The organism is Kitasatospora sp. NPDC048407 (genome assembly GCF_043200475.1).
In the GTDB taxonomy this organism is placed as follows: Bacteria; Actinomycetota; Actinomycetes; order Streptomycetales; family Streptomycetaceae; genus Kitasatospora.
Window position 1 is genome coordinate 15,948 of the sequence record NZ_JBICXW010000008.1, and the last position, 17,932, is coordinate 33,879.

At 70.9% G+C, this 17,932-nt stretch carries 19 protein-coding genes; 14 read left to right on the forward strand and 5 right to left on the reverse strand.

Annotation, left to right across the window (positions count from 1 at the left end):
* Positions 1–141: 141 nt before the first annotated feature.
* The 5 genes from ACGFWJ_RS17125 to ACGFWJ_RS17145 form a co-directional block, all read right to left on the reverse strand.
* The gene (locus ACGFWJ_RS17125) at positions 142–1,344 is read right to left on the reverse strand and encodes an IS110 family transposase (RefSeq protein WP_392950057.1); all 1,203 of its coding nucleotides are present in this window, start codon (positions 1,342–1,344) and stop codon (positions 142–144) included.
* A gap of 277 nt (positions 1,345–1,621) precedes the next feature.
* On the reverse strand, positions 1,622–2,764 hold the full coding sequence (locus ACGFWJ_RS17130; RefSeq protein ID WP_392950059.1) for a hypothetical protein: 1,143 nt from the start codon (positions 2,762–2,764) through the stop codon (positions 1,622–1,624).
* 10 nt (positions 2,765–2,774) lie between these two features.
* The gene (locus tag ACGFWJ_RS17135; protein WP_392950062.1) at positions 2,775–3,491 is read right to left on the reverse strand and encodes a cytochrome b N-terminal domain-containing protein; all 717 of its coding nucleotides are present in this window, start codon (positions 3,489–3,491) and stop codon (positions 2,775–2,777) included.
* A 46-nt stretch (positions 3,492–3,537) separates the two neighbouring features.
* A complete protein-coding gene (locus tag ACGFWJ_RS17140; RefSeq protein WP_392950064.1) occupies positions 3,538–3,729 on the reverse strand; it encodes a hypothetical protein in 192 nt (63 codons plus the stop codon).
* 854 nt (positions 3,730–4,583) lie between these two features.
* Positions 4,584–4,736, reverse strand: a complete 153-nt coding sequence (locus ACGFWJ_RS17145) for a hypothetical protein (RefSeq protein WP_392950065.1) — start codon at positions 4,734–4,736, stop codon at positions 4,584–4,586.
* Positions 4,737–5,002: 266 nt separating this feature from the next.
* On the opposite strand from ACGFWJ_RS17145, the gene ACGFWJ_RS17150 reads away from it, so the two are divergent.
* The 14 genes from ACGFWJ_RS17150 (at position 5,003) to hypE (ending at position 17,792) form a co-directional block, all read left to right on the forward strand.
* The gene (locus ACGFWJ_RS17150; protein ID WP_392950068.1) at positions 5,003–6,058 is read left to right on the forward strand and encodes a hydrogenase expression protein HypE; all 1,056 of its coding nucleotides are present in this window, start codon (positions 5,003–5,005) and stop codon (positions 6,056–6,058) included.
* 79 nt (positions 6,059–6,137) lie between these two features.
* Positions 6,138–7,919: a nickel-dependent hydrogenase large subunit gene (locus ACGFWJ_RS17155; protein ID WP_392950070.1), complete on the forward strand. Its 1,782-nt coding sequence runs from the start codon at positions 6,138–6,140 to the stop codon at positions 7,917–7,919.
* The gene (locus ACGFWJ_RS17160) at positions 7,916–8,383 is read left to right on the forward strand and encodes a thioredoxin (RefSeq protein ID WP_392950073.1); all 468 of its coding nucleotides are present in this window, start codon (positions 7,916–7,918) and stop codon (positions 8,381–8,383) included. The genes ACGFWJ_RS17155 and ACGFWJ_RS17160 overlap by 4 nt, the downstream gene beginning before the upstream one ends.
* Positions 8,380–9,027, forward strand: a complete 648-nt coding sequence (locus ACGFWJ_RS17165) for a DUF5947 family protein (protein ID WP_392950076.1) — start codon at positions 8,380–8,382, stop codon at positions 9,025–9,027. The genes ACGFWJ_RS17160 and ACGFWJ_RS17165 overlap by 4 nt, the downstream gene beginning before the upstream one ends.
* Positions 9,024–9,668, forward strand: coding sequence for a DUF6084 family protein (locus tag ACGFWJ_RS17170; RefSeq protein ID WP_392950079.1), 645 nt, complete (start codon positions 9,024–9,026; stop codon positions 9,666–9,668). The genes ACGFWJ_RS17165 and ACGFWJ_RS17170 overlap by 4 nt, the downstream gene beginning before the upstream one ends.
* A complete protein-coding gene (locus tag ACGFWJ_RS17175) occupies positions 9,665–11,026 on the forward strand; it encodes a hypothetical protein (protein ID WP_392950082.1) in 1,362 nt (453 codons plus the stop codon). Before ACGFWJ_RS17170 ends, ACGFWJ_RS17175 begins: the two co-directional genes overlap by 4 nt.
* On the forward strand, positions 11,023–11,553 hold the full coding sequence (locus ACGFWJ_RS17180) for a hydrogenase maturation protease (RefSeq protein ID WP_392950085.1): 531 nt from the start codon (positions 11,023–11,025) through the stop codon (positions 11,551–11,553). The genes ACGFWJ_RS17175 and ACGFWJ_RS17180 overlap by 4 nt, the downstream gene beginning before the upstream one ends.
* Positions 11,547–11,651 (forward strand): DUF6893 family small protein, encoded by a 105-nt coding sequence (locus tag ACGFWJ_RS17185; protein ID WP_380330774.1) that lies wholly within the window; start codon positions 11,547–11,549, stop codon positions 11,649–11,651. The genes ACGFWJ_RS17180 and ACGFWJ_RS17185 overlap by 7 nt, the downstream gene beginning before the upstream one ends.
* A gap of 120 nt (positions 11,652–11,771) precedes the next feature.
* Positions 11,772–12,152, forward strand: coding sequence for a hydrogenase maturation nickel metallochaperone HypA (gene hypA / locus ACGFWJ_RS17190; RefSeq protein WP_392950088.1), 381 nt, complete (start codon positions 11,772–11,774; stop codon positions 12,150–12,152).
* 6 nt (positions 12,153–12,158) lie between these two features.
* Positions 12,159–12,923, forward strand: coding sequence for a hydrogenase nickel incorporation protein HypB (hypB, locus tag ACGFWJ_RS17195; protein ID WP_392950091.1), 765 nt, complete (start codon positions 12,159–12,161; stop codon positions 12,921–12,923).
* Between the two features lie 47 nt (positions 12,924–12,970).
* Positions 12,971–15,265: a carbamoyltransferase HypF gene (gene hypF, locus ACGFWJ_RS17200; protein WP_392950094.1), complete on the forward strand. Its 2,295-nt coding sequence runs from the start codon at positions 12,971–12,973 to the stop codon at positions 15,263–15,265.
* 13 nt (positions 15,266–15,278) lie between these two features.
* Positions 15,279–15,569: a HypC/HybG/HupF family hydrogenase formation chaperone gene (locus ACGFWJ_RS17205; RefSeq protein ID WP_189272948.1), complete on the forward strand. Its 291-nt coding sequence runs from the start codon at positions 15,279–15,281 to the stop codon at positions 15,567–15,569.
* The gene (hypD, locus tag ACGFWJ_RS17210; RefSeq protein WP_392950097.1) at positions 15,566–16,690 is read left to right on the forward strand and encodes a hydrogenase formation protein HypD; all 1,125 of its coding nucleotides are present in this window, start codon (positions 15,566–15,568) and stop codon (positions 16,688–16,690) included. Before ACGFWJ_RS17205 ends, hypD begins: the two co-directional genes overlap by 4 nt.
* Before the next feature lie 7 nt (positions 16,691–16,697).
* Positions 16,698–17,792, forward strand: coding sequence for a hydrogenase expression/formation protein HypE (gene hypE / locus ACGFWJ_RS17215; RefSeq protein ID WP_392950558.1), 1,095 nt, complete (start codon positions 16,698–16,700; stop codon positions 17,790–17,792).
* Positions 17,793–17,932: the final 140 nt, after the last annotated feature.

Sequence of the window (17,932 nt, forward strand, 5' to 3'; positions counted from 1 at the left end):
CGTGTGTGGGAGACGAGCCGACTGTTCCGGTGTATGCCGATGAGGGCCTGCGGCCTTGTGACTTCTGCGGTCATCTGGTCGCGGCGGACTCTGTGGACGAGTACGACTGTCCGGCTTGTGGAGATCCGGAGTCTCGGTGATTCAGGACGTTCCGGCTGGCCGGGACTGGTAGAGGGTGCCGTCGCGGAGCATGGCGAACAGGACGTCGACCCGGCGTCTGGCCAGGCAGAGGAGGGCCTGGGTGTGCCGCTTGCCCTGGCTGATCTTCTTGTCGTAGTAGGCCCGTGAGGCCGGGTCGGCGAGGCAAGCGAACGCGGCCAGGAAGAACGCCCGTTTCAGCTGCTTGTTGCCGCGGCGGGAGGGCTGTTCGCCGCGTATCGAGGATCCGGAACTGCGGGTCGCGGGGGCCAGGCCGGCGTAGGAGGCGAGGTGGGCTGCGGTCGGGAACGCGCTCGCGTCGCCGACGTCGATCAGGACCCGGGCACCGGTTCTGGTGCCGATGCCGGGCATGGAGGTCAGGATCTGCGACAGCGGGTGCTCGTCGAGCAGTTCCTGGATCCGCTTCTCCAGGAGCTTGCGCTGGTCGAGGACGGCCCTCAACGAGCCGGCCAGGCTCGGCACGATCAGCGCGGCCGCCTTGGTGCCTGGGACGACGACGGTCTGCTCGTCCAGCGCGCTGAGGATGTCCTCGACCAGGCGCTCGAACATGCGTGGGGCCAGCGGCCGGGCGGCATCGAGCAGGCGGCGGCGTCCGGCCTTGCGTAGAGCGGCCGGTGAGCCGAACCGTTCCAGCAGGGCCAGGACTGCCGGGTGGTCGAGCCTGGGCCCCAGCACGCGTTCCAGGTGCGGGTGAATCTGGGTGAGCAGGCCGCGCAGGCGGTTGGCGATGCGGGTGGCCTCGCCGGCGAGGTCGTCGTCGAAGCCGACGATCATCTCCAGCTCGGCGATGGTCTCGTCGGTGAGCTCGATGCCGCGCAGGGTGTGCGGCATGGTGCGGGCGGCGTCCGCGATGACGAAGGCGTCACGGGCGTCGGTCTTGGCTTCGCCGGGGTAGAGGTCGGCGATGCGACGCATCGTCAGTCCGGGCAGGTAGGCGACGCGGCAGCCGGCGTTCCGGGCGACCGCCAGGGGCAGGGCGCCGATGGAGGCGGGCTGGTCGACCACGACCAGGACAGTGCCGTGCTTGGCGGTGAGCTTGTCCAGCACGGCCCGCATCTTGGGCTCGCTGTTCGGCAGCCGCTTGTCGAAGACCCGCTTGCCCGCCCGGGTCACCGCGGTTCCGTGGTGCTCGCCCTTGCCGACGTCCAGGCCGAGGAAGACGTCCACATCGCCGGTGTCGATCACGCTGATCCCTTACGAGGTCGTGCTGTCCCGGCCTCGTTGGCGTGGCACCAGTCGCCGGCATCCACGTTACGAAGAGCCTCCCAGCGAGCTGGTGGTCCTGCCTCTATCAGCGGTCTACCGATGCCTCCGGTCCGGTGACACCACCCCCCGGATCATGCGAACTACAGGGGGGAACAGTCATGCCGGGCCGGAGGCCGGGAGCCCTATTGCGGGGCCACCAAAAAGGTAACGGGGGGTCTGGTGGCGTGGTCGTTTCAGGGGCTCCGTCCGGGCTCAATCATGTCGTGGGGCTCGACGGTGCGGGATCTGGCTCGTCGGGCGTCTCGGCGGGTGGATGGCCACCGCCGGTGCTGCGGTAGTAATCCCGGTAGATGATCTTGTAGAGGGGGATCCACCGTGGAATGCGATTGATGCCCGGAATCCATGGCGCGAACGTCGGCAGCAGGAAGCCGAACAAGATCATGAGCAGCCCGACATCGAGGTCGAGATTGGCGTTTCCGGAAGGGTTGAGCGCAGGAATCTGGTACATGCCGGCATACAGCCAGAGCCAGACCTGCCCGGGGTAGTTCCACAGTTCGTTCATGACGCCCCACTGGTCACCCGCGACGCCCTGCGCCGTCGCGATGTCGGCCCAGAGGCCGCCGTCACCGAAGAACATGGTCCCTTTCGTGGTGTTGGTGCTCAGCTGCTGATCACTGCTCTGGAAATAGCCGTCGAGGCTGCCGTTCTGAGCGATCAACTGTTCCGCCTGGATGATCACCGGGACAGGTCCGTAGTCGCCCGGGCCCACCGTGGCGGAGGTGGGGGTGAACGTCGCGCTCGGGTCGGCCAGCGCCCTGGCGTAGTTGTTGAGCCAGACCGTCTGCTGAGGCGATGCGAGCCGGGTCGCCGGTGCGCCCGGTGAGAGGTCGCCGCCGGCGGCCTTGTACTGACTGACGGCCGCCGCGACGGCGGGGTCGAAGGGCGCGGCGAGCCGGGAGACCGGGGCCAGGACGAAGTCGTCGGCGGTGTTGATCGGCAGGGTCAGGCCGAAGACCGATTTCGCGATCTCCGCCGGGCGGATCCCGGCGATCTCCTGCGATGCCCCGGAGGTGGTGTTGAACGGCGGGCCGTACCCGGCCGTCTTGCTCCCACCGAGCAGCTCCTGCACTGCCGTCTGGGTCAGGTCGGAGGGGTCGTTGGTGTCCCAGTACTTGGCGCTGAACGCCTGCCCGGGTGGGGAGGCCGGGCCTTTGGGATAGGTCAGGCCGCCGTTCGGGGAACCCCACAGGCTTGCGGCAAGAACGCACAGCAGGGCGACGACGACCACCGCGACAGTGCCTTCGGCGATGAGATCGAAGCGGCGTTCGGGGCCTTGCCAGGTGGCGAGCGCGTGGCGCTTGGTGCGAGTGGTGCCCGGCTCCTGCGCGGGTGCTGCCATCCTTGCCTCCTCAGCCCCGGACCGCGGTTCGGGCCGGCTCGTCGGGGACCTCCAGCGCTTCCGCCCCAGGTGGCGGCGCGACGCCCCTGCGTCGGATCAGGCCGATGTGCACCAGGACGATGAACAGCAGCACGGCGACGGTGACGACCATGTGCACGGTGAACTGCTGACCCGCGTTCATCACGTTCCAGATCGAACCGATGCCGAGCGCGTTGAACGCGTCCTTGGCCTGCTGGCCGATCCACTGGCTGTCCCAGTTCGTCATCATCAAGAAGCCGGTGAAAGCAGTCAGGATGCTCACAATGAAGGCGAGGACACCGGTGATCCACGTCCAACCGCGCCCGCCGCGCCAGCCCATGGTGAAGAAGCTCGTCATGAAGTGGACGGCCATGAACAAGAACATGGCTTGCACACCCCAGAAATGAATGCTGTTCATAAAAGCGCCGAAGGTGTTCGTGTGCCAGAACGACACCCCACCCAGTGCGATGATCATGCCGCTGACGACCGTGATGATGAGTGCCGCGAGCGTCAACACCCCCATGGTGTAGAGCACCGAGGAGACGAATGCCGGCTCCCGGTCGGGCAGCAACTTGCGCAGCGGGAGGTTCCGTACCAGGTAGCCCCGCAGCCACGGGCTTGGACGCTTCCACGAGAACCCTTCGGCACCCGTGGTGTTCGTGGCCGGGTCCGGTCCCCGGCCGCCCGGGGCGGCACCGCCGCCGCTCACCGGGTATTCCCGGCGGCTGCATCTCCGGAGACGGCGGTCCGGCCGGTCATCGCGCGTCCTCCGGTGGCTCCGTTTTGCCGCCGGGCAGCTTGACGAACATGCCGGCAACGAAGATCAGCACGACCAGGCCCATCTCGATGAGGTTGCCGACCTTGAGAGTGAACCAACTGAACGTGGCGGCGTTGAAGCCGCCGTCGCCCACCAGGTCGAACACCGGCCCCCAGAGCTGTTTGATCACGCTTCACCTCCCTTCGACGATCGGTCGGACGACACGTTGCACCGCATGCCCTTGCCGGGCCGCAGCAGCCAGGGGTGGCCCTCTCCGAGAGGCGCAGCGGCGCGACAGGGCCACCGAGTGAGTCACGCCGAAACCGGTGCTCAGCGAGGTTCGCGTGAGCTTGAGCCGTGTGCAAGGAACCTGCGGAAATCCCCTTGATCCTCTGCCGCAGTTTATTCGGCGGGGACGGGCAAGAGGAATTTACTGGCCTTAATCCCTCAATCGTGTGAGAGGCGAAACCGCGGCAGGGGAAGAATGGACCGGATTCCCATGGGGCGAATCCTCTTGGCCGCCTGGCGAGCGCTGTGCCGATCGGAGCAACTGGTTCGGGGCCGCTCGCACGTGCCCGTTCCACGGCTTTCTGTCGCGCTCCGATTCCCGCCTCTGGTTTCGTTCGCCCAGGGCGCTCGATGGCGGTGATGGGCAGTGGGGTGGTGTCGGGCTGGGCGGAGATCAGCAGGCGGGGCCGACCCGCAGGCCCGGCCACCGGGAAGCGGAGGGGGTCCGGCTACACCGACGCCACCCGCCGCGACCAGTGGAGGGCGAGGGTTTCGCCGCGGCGCATGCCGGTGCCGAGCATGACCTCGAACAGGTTCGTGAGGTTCGCAATGTGGTCGTGAACGCTCGTTCACATCGCCTCGCCGAGCACGTTTCCGCAGGCCTGGCCTCTGCAGCCTGGTCGCGACGGGGTATTTGTTCATTCTGACTCCGTCGACGACCGCACGTCGTGGCATCCGCAGCCTGGTGACTCCCCGTCAACCGGTTGCGTGCGGGGAATCCGAACCGGCCGCCAACATTGGCGCCCCCCGTTGTGGTCAGTCGTCAGGCGAGTGGCTGCGTTCGAGGCCGCCGTTGAAAGCGCCCGCGGCGAGGAACAGCGACGAGGTGGAGAGGACGGTGCGAGCGGCCAGGCCCGACAGCAGGACCGCGACGAGCAGCGCGGCCCCGAACGCGGCGATGAGCACCATGAAGGGAACCCTCGTGGCGGAGAAGGCCGCTCGGAAGGTCGACGGACGCAGTCGGTCGCCGGCCGCGTACCGTGCCGAGGAGCTGGCGGTGATGCGCCGCCAGTTCTTCGCCCCCGAGCGGCGGTGTGTTGGGCCGAACGGCGGACCTGGTCTGCGGCCCATCGGATGGCCCGCACGGCCGTGTGGACCGGCGTGCCGGGCCAACCGCTGTTAAGACGGTTCTGAGCCATTGTGTCCGGCTCTCCCGGCTCCGAGGAGGCATCCTCATGGGTGCTGCAACAACGACTGCCACCGACACCGACGTGGTGCACATTCTCTGGATCAACGCGGGGCTCAGCTGCGACGGCGACTCGGTCTCTCTGACGGCCGCCATGCAGCCGAGCATCGAGGAGATCGTCACGGGGGCCCTGCCGGGCCTGCCGAAGGTCGCCGTCCACTGGCCGCTCATCGACTTCGAGTGCGGACCGGTGCAGGGCGCCGACAACTTCGTTGAGTGGTTCTTCAAGGCGGACCGCGGCGAACTCGACCCGTTCGTCCTGGTGGTCGAGGGATCCATTCCCAACGAGGAGATCAAGGAGGAGGGCTACTGGTGCGGCTTCGGCGACGACCCGGCGACCGGTCAGCCGATCACCACCAGTGAGTGGCTGGACCGGCTCGCCCCGAAGGCCACCGGCGTCGTCGCGATCGGCACCTGTGCCACGTACGGCGGTATCCATGCCATGGAGGGCAATCCGACCGGTGCGATGGGTGTGCCGGACTACCTCGGGTGGGACTGGAAGTCCAAGGCGGGGCTGCCGATCGTCTGCGTGCCCGGCTGTCCGATCCAGCCCGACAACTTCGCCGAGACCCTGACGTACCTGCTCTACCAGCTGGCCGGCTCGGCGCCGATGATCCCGTTGGACGACAAGCTGCGCCCCGCCTGGCTGTTCGGTGCCACCGTGCACGAGGGCTGCGACCGCGGCGGCTACTACGAACAGGGGCAGTTCGCCACCGACTACGGCACGCCGGAGTGCCTGGTGCGGCTCGGCTGCTGGGGCCCGGTCGTGAAGTGCAACGTCCCCAAGCGCGGTTGGATCAACGGGGTCGGCGGCTGCCCGAACGTCGGCGGCATCTGCATCGCCTGCACGATGCCCGGATTCCCCGACAAGTTCATGCCGTTCATGGACGCGCCTCCCGGCTCGACCGTCTCCACGGCGGCCAGTTCCGCGTACGGCTCGGTGATCCGGCGGCTGCGTGCGATCACCCTCAAGACCCTCGACAAGGAACCCAAGTGGCGCCGCACCGGCCGCAAGCTCACGACCGGCTACCGCGCCCCGTGGTGACCCGGCGGGCCGCTGCGCACCCCGCGTGGCGGCCCGCCCGCCGCTCCTCCCACCCCTTCAGAAGGGCACGACAGACACGATGGCACCGATGACCAAGGCGGCCGGGGACGGCAGCGGCCTGGTGGAGATGTCCTGGGACCCGATCACCCGGATCGTGGGCAGCCTGGGCATCCACACGAAGATCGACTTCAAGCAGAAGCGGGTGGCGGAGTGCTACAGCACCTCATCGGTCTTCCGCGGCTACAGCGTCTTCATGCGCGGCAAGGACCCGCGCGACGCGCACTTCATCACCAGCCGGATCTGCGGCATCTGCGGCGACAACCACGCCACCTGTTCGGTCTACACCCAGAACATGGCGTACGGCGTGAAGCCCCCGCACCTCGGTGAGTGGATCATCAACCTCGGCGAGGCCGCCGAGTACATGTTCGACCACAACATCTTCCAGGAGAACCTGGTCGGGGTCGACTACTGCGAGAAGATGGTTCGCGAGACCAACCCCGGCGTGCTGGAGTTGGCCGAGCGCACGGAAGCGCCGCACGCCGGCGAGCACGGCTACAAGACCATCGCCGACATCATGCGCTCGCTCAACCCGATCGAGGGTGAGTTCTACCGCGAGGCGCTGCAGGTCAGCCGCTACACCCGGGAGATGTTCTGCCTGATGGAAGGGCGCCACGTGCACCCCTCCACGCTCTACCCGGGCGGTGTCGGCACGGTGGCCACCGTCCAGCTGTTCACCGACTACCTGACCCGGCTGATGCGCTACGTCGAGTTCATGAAGAAGGTCGTGCCGCTCCACGACGACCTCTTCGACTTCTTCTACCAGGCGTTGCCCGGGTACGAGGAGGTCGGTCGGCGGCGCGTCCTGCTCGGCTGCTGGGGCAGCCTCAACGACCCGGACCACTGCGACTTCACCTACCGCAACATGACCGACTGGGGCCGGAGGATGTTCGTCACCCCCGGCATCGTGGTCGACGGCAAACTGGTCACCAACGACCTCACCGAGATCAACCTCGGCATCCGGATCCTGCTCGGCAGCTCCTACTACGAGGACTGGCAGGGCAAGGAACTGTTCGTCACCCACGACCCGCTCGGCAACCCGGTCGACCCGCGCCACCCGTGGAACCAGCACACCATCCCGCAGCCGCAGAAGCGCAACTTCGACGACAAGTACAGCTGGGTGATGTCCCCACGCTGGTTCGACGGCAAGAATCACCTGGCGCTCGACACCGGCGGCGGCCCGATCGCCCGGCTCTGGTCCACCGCGCTGTCCGGGCTGGTCGACATCGGCTACGTCAAGGCCACCGGCCACAGCGTGGTGATCAACCTGCCGCGCTCGATGACCAAGCCGGAGACCACCTTCGAGTGGAAGATCCCGCAGTGGAGCAACGCCATCGAGCGCAACCGCGCCCGCACCTACTTCCAGGCCTACGCGGCCGCCGCGGCCCTGCACTTCGCCGAGAAGGCGCTGGAGGAGGTCCGCGCCGGCCGCAGCCAGACCTGGGAGCGCTTCGAGGTACCGGACGAGTCGATCGGCTGCGGCTTCACCGAGGCGGTCCGCGGTGTGCTCTCGCACCACATGGTGATCCGGGACGGCAAGATCGCCAACTACCACCCGTACCCGCCGACCCCGTGGAACGCCAGCGTCCGCGACAGCTACGGCACGCCCGGCCCGTACGAGGACGCGGTGCAGAACACGCCGATCTTCGAGGAGAACTCCCCGGACGACTTCAAGGGCATCGACATCATGCGGGCCGTCCGCAGCTTCGACCCCTGCCTGCCCTGCGGCGTCCACATGTACGTGGGCGGCGGGAAGACCGTGCAGCAGATGCACGTGCCCACCGGCCTGAGCGGGCTCGCATGACGGCGGAGCAGACCGGGCAACGGGTCCAGGAAGCGCTGGAGCGGCTCGCCGCGCACGGTGCGCAGGAGACCGGCGAGCACCTGGTGCGCGAGCTGATGGAGATGTACGGCGACGGCCTCACCCGACTGGTCCGGGCGGTGCCGCCGCCCGCGCTGGAGCGGCTGCTGGACGACCCGGTGGTGGCCGGACTGCTCGTCCTGCACGACCTGCACCCCGAGGACGCCACCGCCCGTATCCGCCGGGCGCTCGCCACCCTCGCCGAGCCGATCGAACTGTCCGGCTACGAACCCGCCACCGGCACCGCCCGGCTCCGCCGCACCCGAGGAGGCTGCGGCTGCTCCGAGCAGGAGATCGAGGCCGTTCTCGGCTGCCACGCACCCGAGGTGACGGCGCTCGAGCTGGAACAGGCCCCGCAGTTGCTGCAGATCTCCGCCCGCCCGCCCAGCCCGGCGGAGGCACGGTGAGCGTCCGTCGACTCGACAGGCTCGGCACTGCCTTGCTGCGCCGGCTGCGCGAACCGGCCCCTCCGCAGCCCGAGCGCTGCACCTTCTGCGGCCAGCGCGTTCCGCAGCACCACCGGCACCTGGTGGACACCGAGGAACAGGCCCTGACCTGCGTCTGCACCGCGTGCGGGCTGCTCTTCCAGCAGCCGGGCGCGGCCGGCGGCCGTTACCGCAGTGTCCCCGACCGCCACCTGATCGACCCGGACCACCGGATCGGCGAGGACGCCTGGGCGGCGCTCGGCATCCCGGTCGGGACCGCCTTCCTCTTCCGCAACGCCAGGCAGGACCGACTGGTGGTGTTCTACCCCGGCCCGGCCGGTGCCACCGAGAGCGAGCCGGACGAGGCCGCCTGGCAGTCCGCCCTCGACGGCAGCCGGCTCGCCGCCGTCCTGGAGCCGGACGTCGAGGCCCTGCTGCTGCGGCACACCGACGACGGCGTCCAGTGCCACCTGGTGCCCATCGACACCTGCTACGAACTGGTCGGCCGGCTGCGGCGCTGCTGGCGGGGGTTCGACGGCGGCGCCGAGGCCCGGGCCGAACTCGACGCCTTCTTCGCCCGGCTCGACGAGCGCGCCAGGCCGCTGGTGGCGGAGGTCTCCCGATGACCGAACTCGGCTTCGCCTGTACCGGCGTGACGACCGATCCGCACGCCGCCGGGCCCACGCTCGTCTTCCGGCTGCGGATCACCGCGCCCGCCGCCGCCCGGGTGCACGCCCTCGCGCTCCGCTGCCAGCTTCGCATCGAACCCGCCCGCCGCGGCTACGGCGAGGCGGAGGGCGAGCGGCTCGCCGACCTGTTCGGCGAGCGCTCCCGCTGGGGCACGACGCTCAACCCGGTCCAGCTCGCCCAGGTGCCGCTGATGGTCCCCGGGTTCACCGGCGAGACCGAGGTGGACCTGCCCGTGCCGTGCACCTACGACATGGACGTCGCGTCCGCCCGCTACCTCAGGGCGCTGGACGGCGGGGAGGTCCCGTTGCTGCTCCTGTTCTCGGGCACCGCGTTCGCCGGGCCCGGCGGGTTCCAGGTCACCCCGGTCCCGTGGGACCGGGAGGCTTCGGTGCGGATGCCCGTCGCGGTGTGGCGGGAGGCGATCGACCGGCACTTTCCCGGCTGCGGCTGGCTGCGGCTGCCCGAGGACGTGATGGACGCGCTGCTCGCCTACCGTTCCCGCCGCGCCCTGCCCTCCTGGGAGGCCACCCTGCGGGAACTGCTGACCGCCACCGAGCTCGAGGACGCCGCCCGGTGACCGCCTTGACCGAGGAGTTCGACAGCAGATTCGCGCAGGCCCGGCAGATCGCCGACGCCGTGCTCTTCGAGGGGTACGTGCTGTACCCCTACCGCGCCTCGGCCGCCAAGAACCGGCTCCGCTGGCAGTTCGGCGTGCTCGTCCCGCCCGGCTGGGGCGAGGACAGCGGCGAGCACTCCCACCAGCGCACCGAGTGCCTGATGGAGCCGCGCCCCGGCGACCGACTCGCTGTGGAACTGCGCTTCCTGCGGGCTCAGCGCCGCACCGTCGAACGCGCCCTGCCCGGCGGCGGGTTCGAGCCGGTCGAGGAGTTGGAGCTCGCCGACCGGGTGATGGTGCCGTGGGACGAAGGCGTCGAGGAGCGCATCGGGCTACTGCTCCCGGTCACGGAGCCGGCCGAGGGGGTGGTGCACCCGTTCCACCTCCTGGCCGGCGAGGACATCGAAATCCTCTATGAGGAAGACGTGCCGATCGGACGGCTGGTCCGGCGACGGGAGTCGGTCGAGGGCGTGCTGAGGCTGACGGCCCGCGAGGTCCCGGGGCCGTACGCGGCCCAGCGGCTGACCGTCGTGGTGGAGAACACCACCGTCCGGACGGCGGCGCCGGCAGACGGGCGGGAGGCGGCGCTGCAGCACTCGCTCGTCTCGGCGCACCTGTTGCTGGGGCTCGACCGGGGCTCCTTCCTGTCGGTCACCGACCCGCCCGAGTGGGCCAGGGAGGCGGTCGCGCAGTGCCGCAACGAGCACACCTGGCCGGTTCTCGCCGGGCCGCCCGGGCGCTGCCGGGTGCTGCTCTCCTCGCCGATCATCCTGGAGGACCACCCGAGCATCGCCCCCGAGAGCCCCGGCGCGCTCTACGACGCGACCGAGATCGACGAGATTCTCGCACTGCGGACCGCCGCCCTGACCGACCGTGAGAAGCGCGAGGCCCGCGGTACCGACGAGCGGGCCGGCGCAGTGATCGACCTCGCCGACTCGATGCCGCCGGAGGTGCTGGAACGCCTGCACGGCGCGGTCCGAGGCCTGCGCGAGATCACCGGGAACGTGCCCGGCCAGCCGTGGTGGGATCCGGGCGACGACCCCGAGGCCGACCCGGAACACGACCGGGTCGTCGTCAACGGCCGGCAGGTCGGTGCGGGCAGCCGGGTCGTGCTCAGGCCCGGGCGGCGGCGCACCGACGCGCAGGACCTGTTCCTGGACGGGCGGACCGCCCTCGTCGAGGCCGTGCTGCACGACGTGGACGGCTCGGTCCACCTCGCCGTGACGGTGGAGGACGACCCCGGCGCGGACCTGTGGCGGGCCCAGGGCCGCTTCCGCTACTTCCAGCCCGACGAGATCGCCCTGTTGGAGGAGCCATGAGCACGGGCCGCGTCCTGGTCGCCGGGGTCGGCAACATCCTCCTCGGCGACGACGGGTTCGGGGTGGAGACCGTCCGGCGGCTGGGGGAGCACCCGCTGCCGGACGACGTCGAACTGCTCGACGTGGGCGTGCGCGGCGTCCACCTCGCCTACCAGGCTCTGGACGGCTACCGGCTGCTGGTGCTGGTCGACGCCACCGCGCGAGGCGGCGGGCCGGGCACTGTCTACCTGATCGAACCGGACGCCGGCCCGGTCGAGGTGCCCGTCCTGGACGGGCACCGGATGGGACCCGACGCCGTACTCGCGTTGCTCGGCACCCTGGCCGCAGGTACCGGAGGCACTCTGCCCGGGCGGGTGCTCGTGGTGGGCTGCGAGCCGGAGTCGCTGGACGAGGGAATCGGCCTGAGCACACCGGTTGCCGCCGCCGTCGAGGAGGCGGTCCGGGTGGTTCTGCGGATCGTCGGCGCGGAGGAGCCGACGGGCGCGAAGGCGAACCCGCAAGTGGAGAGGGAGACAACGGCATGGTGAAGAAGCTGCTCTGTGCGGCCGTCGTGACGGCCGTGGCGGCGGTGATCTGGCAGAACCTGGACGACGTGAAGCGGTACGTGAGGATCAGCCGGATGTGAGCCGCGGATTGCTGCGAACGGCGTAGGCCCCCGGCGCGGCGGCGGTGCGGCTCCGAGCCGCTGCCGCCGCCGCGCTCTTCAATGAAGCCTTGTTGCCTCCCAGCAGCGGGAACGGGGCCCATGCACGAGATGTCGATCGCGGCGGCAGTCGTCGAACAGGTGGACGCCGCGGCGCGCGAGCACGGGATGGAGGCCGTCGTCCTGGTGCGGCTGCAGGTCGGCGAACTGGCCGGCGTGGTGCCCTCGGCTCTCGAGTTCTGCTTCGAACTGGCCTGCGCCGGAACGCTGCTGGAAGGCGCGGTCCTGGAGACCGAGACGGTGCCGGCCCGCGCGAGGTGCCTCGGGTGCGAAACCGAATGGTCCGTCGGTATGCCGCCCGACCTCGGCTGCCCGAACTGCGACGGCTCCGGCGTCGACCTGCTGGCCGGCCGCGAGCTGCAGATCATCGGCGTTGAACGGGCCGAGCGCCCGGCGGGCGCCGGAGCCCGACAGGAAGGCTGAACTCCCATGTGTCGTACGGTGGAACTCCGGCAGGCGGTCCTGGCCCGGAACGACGACGGTGCCCGCGCCCTGCGCGCCCGGCTCGCCGCCCAGGGCACCGTCGCGGTGAACCTGCTCTCCAGCCCCGGCAGCGGGAAGACCGCGCTGCTCGAGGCCGAACTCTGCCTGGCCCGGGACCGCGGGATTGCCGTCGCCGCCCTCACCGCCGACCTCGCGACGGAGAACGACGCACTGCGGCTGGCCCGTTCGGGCGTGCCGGTGAAGCAGGTGCTCACCGATGGGCTGTGCCACCTCGAGTCCGAGATGCTCACCGGGCAGCTGGCCGGCTGGCTGCCAGCCGGCACCCGGCTGCTGTTCGTGGAGAACGTCGGCAACCTGGTCTGCCCGGCCTCGTACGACCTCGGCGAAACGCTGCGGGTGGCGCTCGCCTCGGTCACCGAGGGCGAGGACAAGCCGCTCAAATACCCCACCGCGTTCGGGCTGGCCAACCTGGTGCTGGTGACGAAAGCCGACCTCGCTGCGGCGGCGGAGTTCGACGAGACGGCGTTCCTGGCCAACGTCGCCCGGGTCAACCCGGGGGTGGAGGTGGTGTTCACCTCGGCCCGGACCGGGCAGGGCGTGGGCGGGTTGCTGGACCGGGCGTGCGCCGTGCTGGACGGTGCGGAGGTGCACCGGCCGGTGATGGCGGGAGCATCGGCGAACGGGCCCGGGCACCTGCACTCCCGCGGGGATGCGCACTCGCACGACGGTGCTGCCGCGGAGAACCTGTGAAGGCCGGTCAGGAAGCTTCGCCCGCAGCCGGTTTGGAGCGGCGGCGGGTGGCTGTCCGCGGGGTCGTCCAAGGCGTCGGGTTCCGGCCGTTCGTCTTCGCGCTCGCCGCCGAACTCGGCCTTGCCGGAACCGTCACCAACACCGGCGAAGGGGTGCTCGCCGAGATCGAAGGGCATACCGAGGCGCTCGAGTCGTTCTGCCGGCGCGTCGCCGGTGACGCGCCGCCGCTGGCACGCGTCGACGCAGTCGAACATGCGCCGTTGCCGCCAACCGGCGCGACCGGCTTCGCCATCACCCCGTCCCGCGGCGACGGCCTGCGGCGCTCCCTGGTCCCGCCGGACACCGCCACCTGTGCGGACTGCCTCGCCGAACTGGCCGACCCCCACGACCGCCGCCACCGGCACCCGTTCATCAGCTGCACCAACTGCGGGCCGCGCCACACCATCGTCACCGGTCTGCCGTACGACCGCGCCAACACCACTATGGCGGACTTCCCGATGTGTCCGGACTGCGCACGGGAGTACACCGACCCCGCCGACCGGCGCTTCCACGCCCAGCCGGTCTGCTGCCACGCCTGCGGTCCCGAACTCTCCCTCGTCGTACCGGGTGACCGGACGACCCGCCGCGAGGACGCCCTCGACGGGGCCCGCCGGATGCTCCGGGGCGGCGCGATCCTGGCCGTCAAGGGCATCGGCGGGTACCACCTGGCGTGCGACGCGCGGAACGTGCCGAGCGTCGCCCGGCTGCGCCGGCGCAAGCGGCGCGGCTCCAAGCCGTTCGCGCTGATGGCCCGGGACCTTGCCGAGCTCGCCGGGCTGGTGCAGGTGGGGCCGGTGGAGGAGGAGCTGCTCACAAGTGCGGCCCGGCCGATCGTGCTGCTCCGCCGCGTGGGTCCGAGAGTCTCGGCGCCGGGGTCGGTGGCGGCGCCGGAGGCCGTTGCGCCCCGCAGCCCCGACCTCGGCGTGATGCTGCCGTACACCCCGCTGCATCACCTGCTGCTCGCGCCGCCCGGGCCGGGGCTGCTCGTGATGACCAGCGCCAACCTCTCCGGCGAGCCGATCGTCACCGACGACCAGGACGCCTTCGACCGGCTGGCTCCGCTGGTCGACGGCTGGCTGACGCACGACCGGACCATCCACGTCCCGTGCGAGGACTCGGTGGTGCGGGTGGTCGACGGGGAGCAGCTGCCGGTCCGGCGCTCCCGCGGCCACGTGCCGCTGCCGCTGCCGCTTCCCGTGCCGGTCCGGCCGGTGCTGGCCGTCGGAGGGGACCTCAAGAACACCTTCGCGCTGGCGCGCGACGGCTACGCCTGGCTGTCCGGCCACATCGGGGACATGGACGACCTCGCCACACTGGAAGCCTTCGACCGCGGGACGGCGCACCTGGAGGCCGTCACCGGGGTCCAGCCCGAGGTGTTGGCGGTGGACCGGCACCCCAACTACCGGTCGGCCCGGCACGCCCGGCGGTCCTTCGGCGACGCACGCGTGCGGCCGGTACAGCACCACCACGCGCACATCGCCTCCGTCATGGCCGAACACGGGCTGGACGGCAGCCGGCCCGTCATCGGGGTTGCGTTCGACGGCACCGGGTACGGCGACGACGGCGCCGTCTGGGGCGGCGAGGTGCTGCTCGCCGACTACGACGGCTTCCGGCGGCTCGGACACCTGGCGTACGTGCCGCTGCCCGGCGGCGACGCGGCGGTGGTCCGGCCGTACCGGATGGCGCTCGCCCACCTGTGGGCGGCGGGCATTCCGTGGTCGGCCGACCTGGCACCGGTCCGGGCCTGCCCGCGCGACGAACTGGCGGTACTCGAAACCCAGTTGGATCGGTCGTTGAACTGTGTGCCGACCTCCAGCATGGGGCGGCTGTTCGACGCGGTGTCCGCGCTGGCCGGTGTCTGCCAGCTGGCCGAGTACGAGGCGCAGGCGGCCATTGAGCTCGAGGCCGCAGCGCTGGCCCACGGGCCCGCCGAGGGGTACGCCTTCGGGCTCCGGCGCGACGGCAGCGTGCTGCTCGGCGAGCCCGAGCCGGTGCTGGCCGCGGTGGTCGCAGACCTCGCCCGAGGGGCGTCCGGCGGCCTGGTCGCCGCCCGGTTCCACGCCGCGGTGGCCGAGCTGGTGCGCGCTCAGTGCCGGGCCGCCCGCGATGAGCAGGGCACGGACACGGTCGCCCTGACCGGTGGCGTGTTCGCCAACGCGCTGCTCTCGTCGGCCTGCGCGCGCGGGCTGCGGGAGGACGGCTTCATCGTGCTGCGGCACCGCCGGGTGCCCCCCAACGACGGCGGGCTGGCGCTCGGCCAGCTGATGGTGGCCGCCCGGGCCGGCGGCCCGGGCGCGGGTTGAGAGGAGAGAAGGAATGTGCCTGGCGGTGCCCGGCAGGGTGATGGAGATCTCGGAAAGGGACGGGACGCGGATGGCGGTCGTCGACTTCGGCGGGGTGGTCAAGGACGTGTGCCTGGAGTACCTGCCCGACCTCGAGGTCGGTGAGTACGCCATCGTGCACGTCGGTTTCGCGTTGCAGCGGCTGGACGAGGAGTCGGCCCGGAAGACCCTCGACCTCTTCGCCGAACTCGGCCTGCTGCAGGAGGAGTTCGGCGACCCATGGGAGGCGGCGGCAGGAACGGGCGCGACGGAGGAGCGGCAGTGAGGTACCTGGAGGAGTTCCAGAACCCGGAGTTGGCGGGCGGGCTGCTGGCCGACATCCGCGCGGCGGTCACCCGGCCATGGGCGCTGATGGAGGTCTGCGGCGGGCAGACGCACACCATCATCCGGCACGGCATCGACCAACTGCTACCGGAGGGGGTGGAGTTGATCCACGGGCCGGGGTGCCCGGTGTGCGTCACCCCGCTCGAGGTGATCGACCGAGCGCTGGCCATCGCAGCCCGGCCCGAGGTGATCTTCTGCTCCTTCGGCGACATGCTGCGGGTGCCCGGCACCGACCGCGACCTGTTCCGGGTCCGCGGCGAGGGCGGCGACGTCCGGGTGGTCTACTCGCCGCTCGACGCGCTGCGGATCGCCCGGGAGAACCCGGACCGCGAGGTGGTCTTCTTCGGCATCGGCTTCGAGACCACGGCCCCGCCCAACGCCATGGCCGTCCACCAGGCCCGGAAGCTGGGCGTGCGCAACTTCAGCATGCTGGTCTCGCACGTCCGGGTGCCTCCGGCCATCGAGGCCATCATGACCTCGCCCGACTGCCGGGTGCAGGGTTTCCTGGCCGCCGGGCACGTGTGCAGCGTGATGGGCATCGACGAGTACCCGGCGCTGGCCGAGCGCCATCGGGTGCCGATCGTGGTCACCGGCTTCGAACCCCTCGACATCCTGGAGGGGATCCGGCGCACCGTACGGCAGTTGGAGCGCGGCGAGCACACCGTCGACAACGCCTACCCGCGGGCCGTCCGCCCCGAGGGCAACCTGGCGGCCCGGGCCATGCTGGAAGACGTCTTCGAGGTGACCGACCGGGCCTGGCGCGGCATCGGAGTGATCCCGCAGAGCGGCTGGCGGCTCTCCCCGCGCTACCGCGACCACGACGCCGAGCACCGCTTCGACGTCTCCGGTATCACCACCTGCGAGCCCGCGCAGTGCCGGGCCGGCGAGGTGCTGCAAGGGCAGCTCAAGCCGAACGAGTGCGAGGCCTTCGGCACGCTCTGCACCCCGCGCACCCCGCTCGGCGCCACCATGGTGTCCAGCGAAGGGGCGTGCGCGGCCTACTACCTCTACCGGCGACTGGGCGCGCCGACCGCTCCCCAGGAGGCGAGCTTCGTTGGCTGACATCGAGATTCTCACCGCGCCGCCGGCGACCGCGCCCGACGGGCCGCCCTCGGCGCCCGACTTCTCCGGGTGGTCCTGCCCGCTGCCGCTGCGCGACCACCCCCGGGTGGTGATGGGGCACGGCGGCGGCGGGGCGATGTCCGCCGAGCTGGTGGCCAACTTGTTCGCCCCCGCGTTCGGCGGCCCTGCCCTCGCCGGCCTCGGCGATTCCGCCGTACTGGAACTCGGCGGCGCGCGGCTCGCCTTCTCCACCGACTCGTACGTGGTGCGGCCGCTGTTCTTCCCCGGCGGCAGCATCGGGGACCTCGCCGTCAACGGCACGGTCAACGACCTCGCGATGAGCGGCGCGCGGCCCGCCTACCTGTCCTGCGGCTTCATCCTTGAAGAGGGAGTGGAGATGGCCGCCGTCGACCGGGTCGCGCGGGCCGTCGGCGCTGCCGCGCGGGCGGCCGGGGTGGAGATCGCCACCGGCGACACCAAGGTGGTCGAGGCCGGTCACGGCGACGGCATCTACCTCAACACGGCCGGCATCGGGCTGGTCCCGGCCGGCGTGGACATCAGGCCGCAGCGGGCCGCTCCCGGTGACGTGGTGATCGTCAGCGGGGAGATCGGCCTGCACGGCGTGGCCATCATGAGCGTGCGCGAGGGCCTGGAGTTCGGAGTCGAGATCGAGAGCGACTGCGCCTCGCTCGGCGGCCTGGTCGAGGCGATGCTCGCCGTCACCCCCGACCTGCACGTCCTGCGCGATCCCACCCGCGGCGGTCTCGCCGCCGCTCTCAACGAAATCGCGATGGCCGCCGGGGTCGGTGTGGTGGTCAACGAGCGGTCGGTGCCGATTCCGCCGCAGGTGGCGAACGCCTGTGCGGTGCTGGGCCTCGACCCGCTGTACGTCGCCAACGAAGGCAAGCTGGTCGCCTTCGTGCCCCGCCGGACCGCCGACGCCGTGCTCGACGCGATGCGCGCGCACCCGCTCGGCGCCGGCGCGGCAGTGATCGGTGAGTGCGTCCCCGACCACCCCGGCATGGTCGTCGCTCGAACCGCGTTCGGCGCCACCCGGGTGATGGACCTGCCCATCGGCGAGCAGCTACCGAGAATCTGCTGATCGCGCAGCAACGCCTGCCCATCGGAACGAGGACAGTGTGCGGATGGACACCGGCACGCTGGAACCGGCGCCCGGGGAGAGTGTGCTCTCGGCTGTCATCTGCACGGGTGCGGGCACCTGCGGTCCGGCCCGGCTTCGTC

Excerpts from the sequence above, each read along its gene's own strand:
- ACGFWJ_RS17130 (WP_392950059.1), bottom strand. The coding sequence starts at position 2,764 with ATGGCAGCACCCGCGCAGGAGCCGGGCACCACTCGCACCAAGCGCCAC.
- ACGFWJ_RS17145 (WP_392950065.1), bottom strand. The coding sequence starts at position 4,736 with ATGGTGCTCATCGCCGCGTTCGGGGCCGCGCTGCTCGTCGCGGTCCTG.
- ACGFWJ_RS17150 (WP_392950068.1), top strand. The coding sequence starts at position 5,003 with ATGGGTGCTGCAACAACGACTGCCACCGACACCGACGTGGTGCACATT.
- ACGFWJ_RS17155 (WP_392950070.1), top strand. The coding sequence starts at position 6,138 with ATGGCACCGATGACCAAGGCGGCCGGGGACGGCAGCGGCCTGGTGGAG.
- ACGFWJ_RS17160 (WP_392950073.1), top strand. The coding sequence starts at position 7,916 with ATGACGGCGGAGCAGACCGGGCAACGGGTCCAGGAAGCGCTGGAGCGG.
- ACGFWJ_RS17170 (WP_392950079.1), top strand. The coding sequence starts at position 9,024 with ATGACCGAACTCGGCTTCGCCTGTACCGGCGTGACGACCGATCCGCAC.
- ACGFWJ_RS17180 (WP_392950085.1), top strand. The coding sequence starts at position 11,023 with ATGAGCACGGGCCGCGTCCTGGTCGCCGGGGTCGGCAACATCCTCCTC.
- ACGFWJ_RS17185 (WP_380330774.1), top strand. The coding sequence starts at position 11,547 with ATGGTGAAGAAGCTGCTCTGTGCGGCCGTCGTGACGGCCGTGGCGGCG.
- hypA (WP_392950088.1), top strand. The coding sequence starts at position 11,772 with ATGCACGAGATGTCGATCGCGGCGGCAGTCGTCGAACAGGTGGACGCC.
- hypB (WP_392950091.1), top strand. The coding sequence starts at position 12,159 with ATGTGTCGTACGGTGGAACTCCGGCAGGCGGTCCTGGCCCGGAACGAC.
- ACGFWJ_RS17205 (WP_189272948.1), top strand. The coding sequence starts at position 15,279 with ATGTGCCTGGCGGTGCCCGGCAGGGTGATGGAGATCTCGGAAAGGGAC.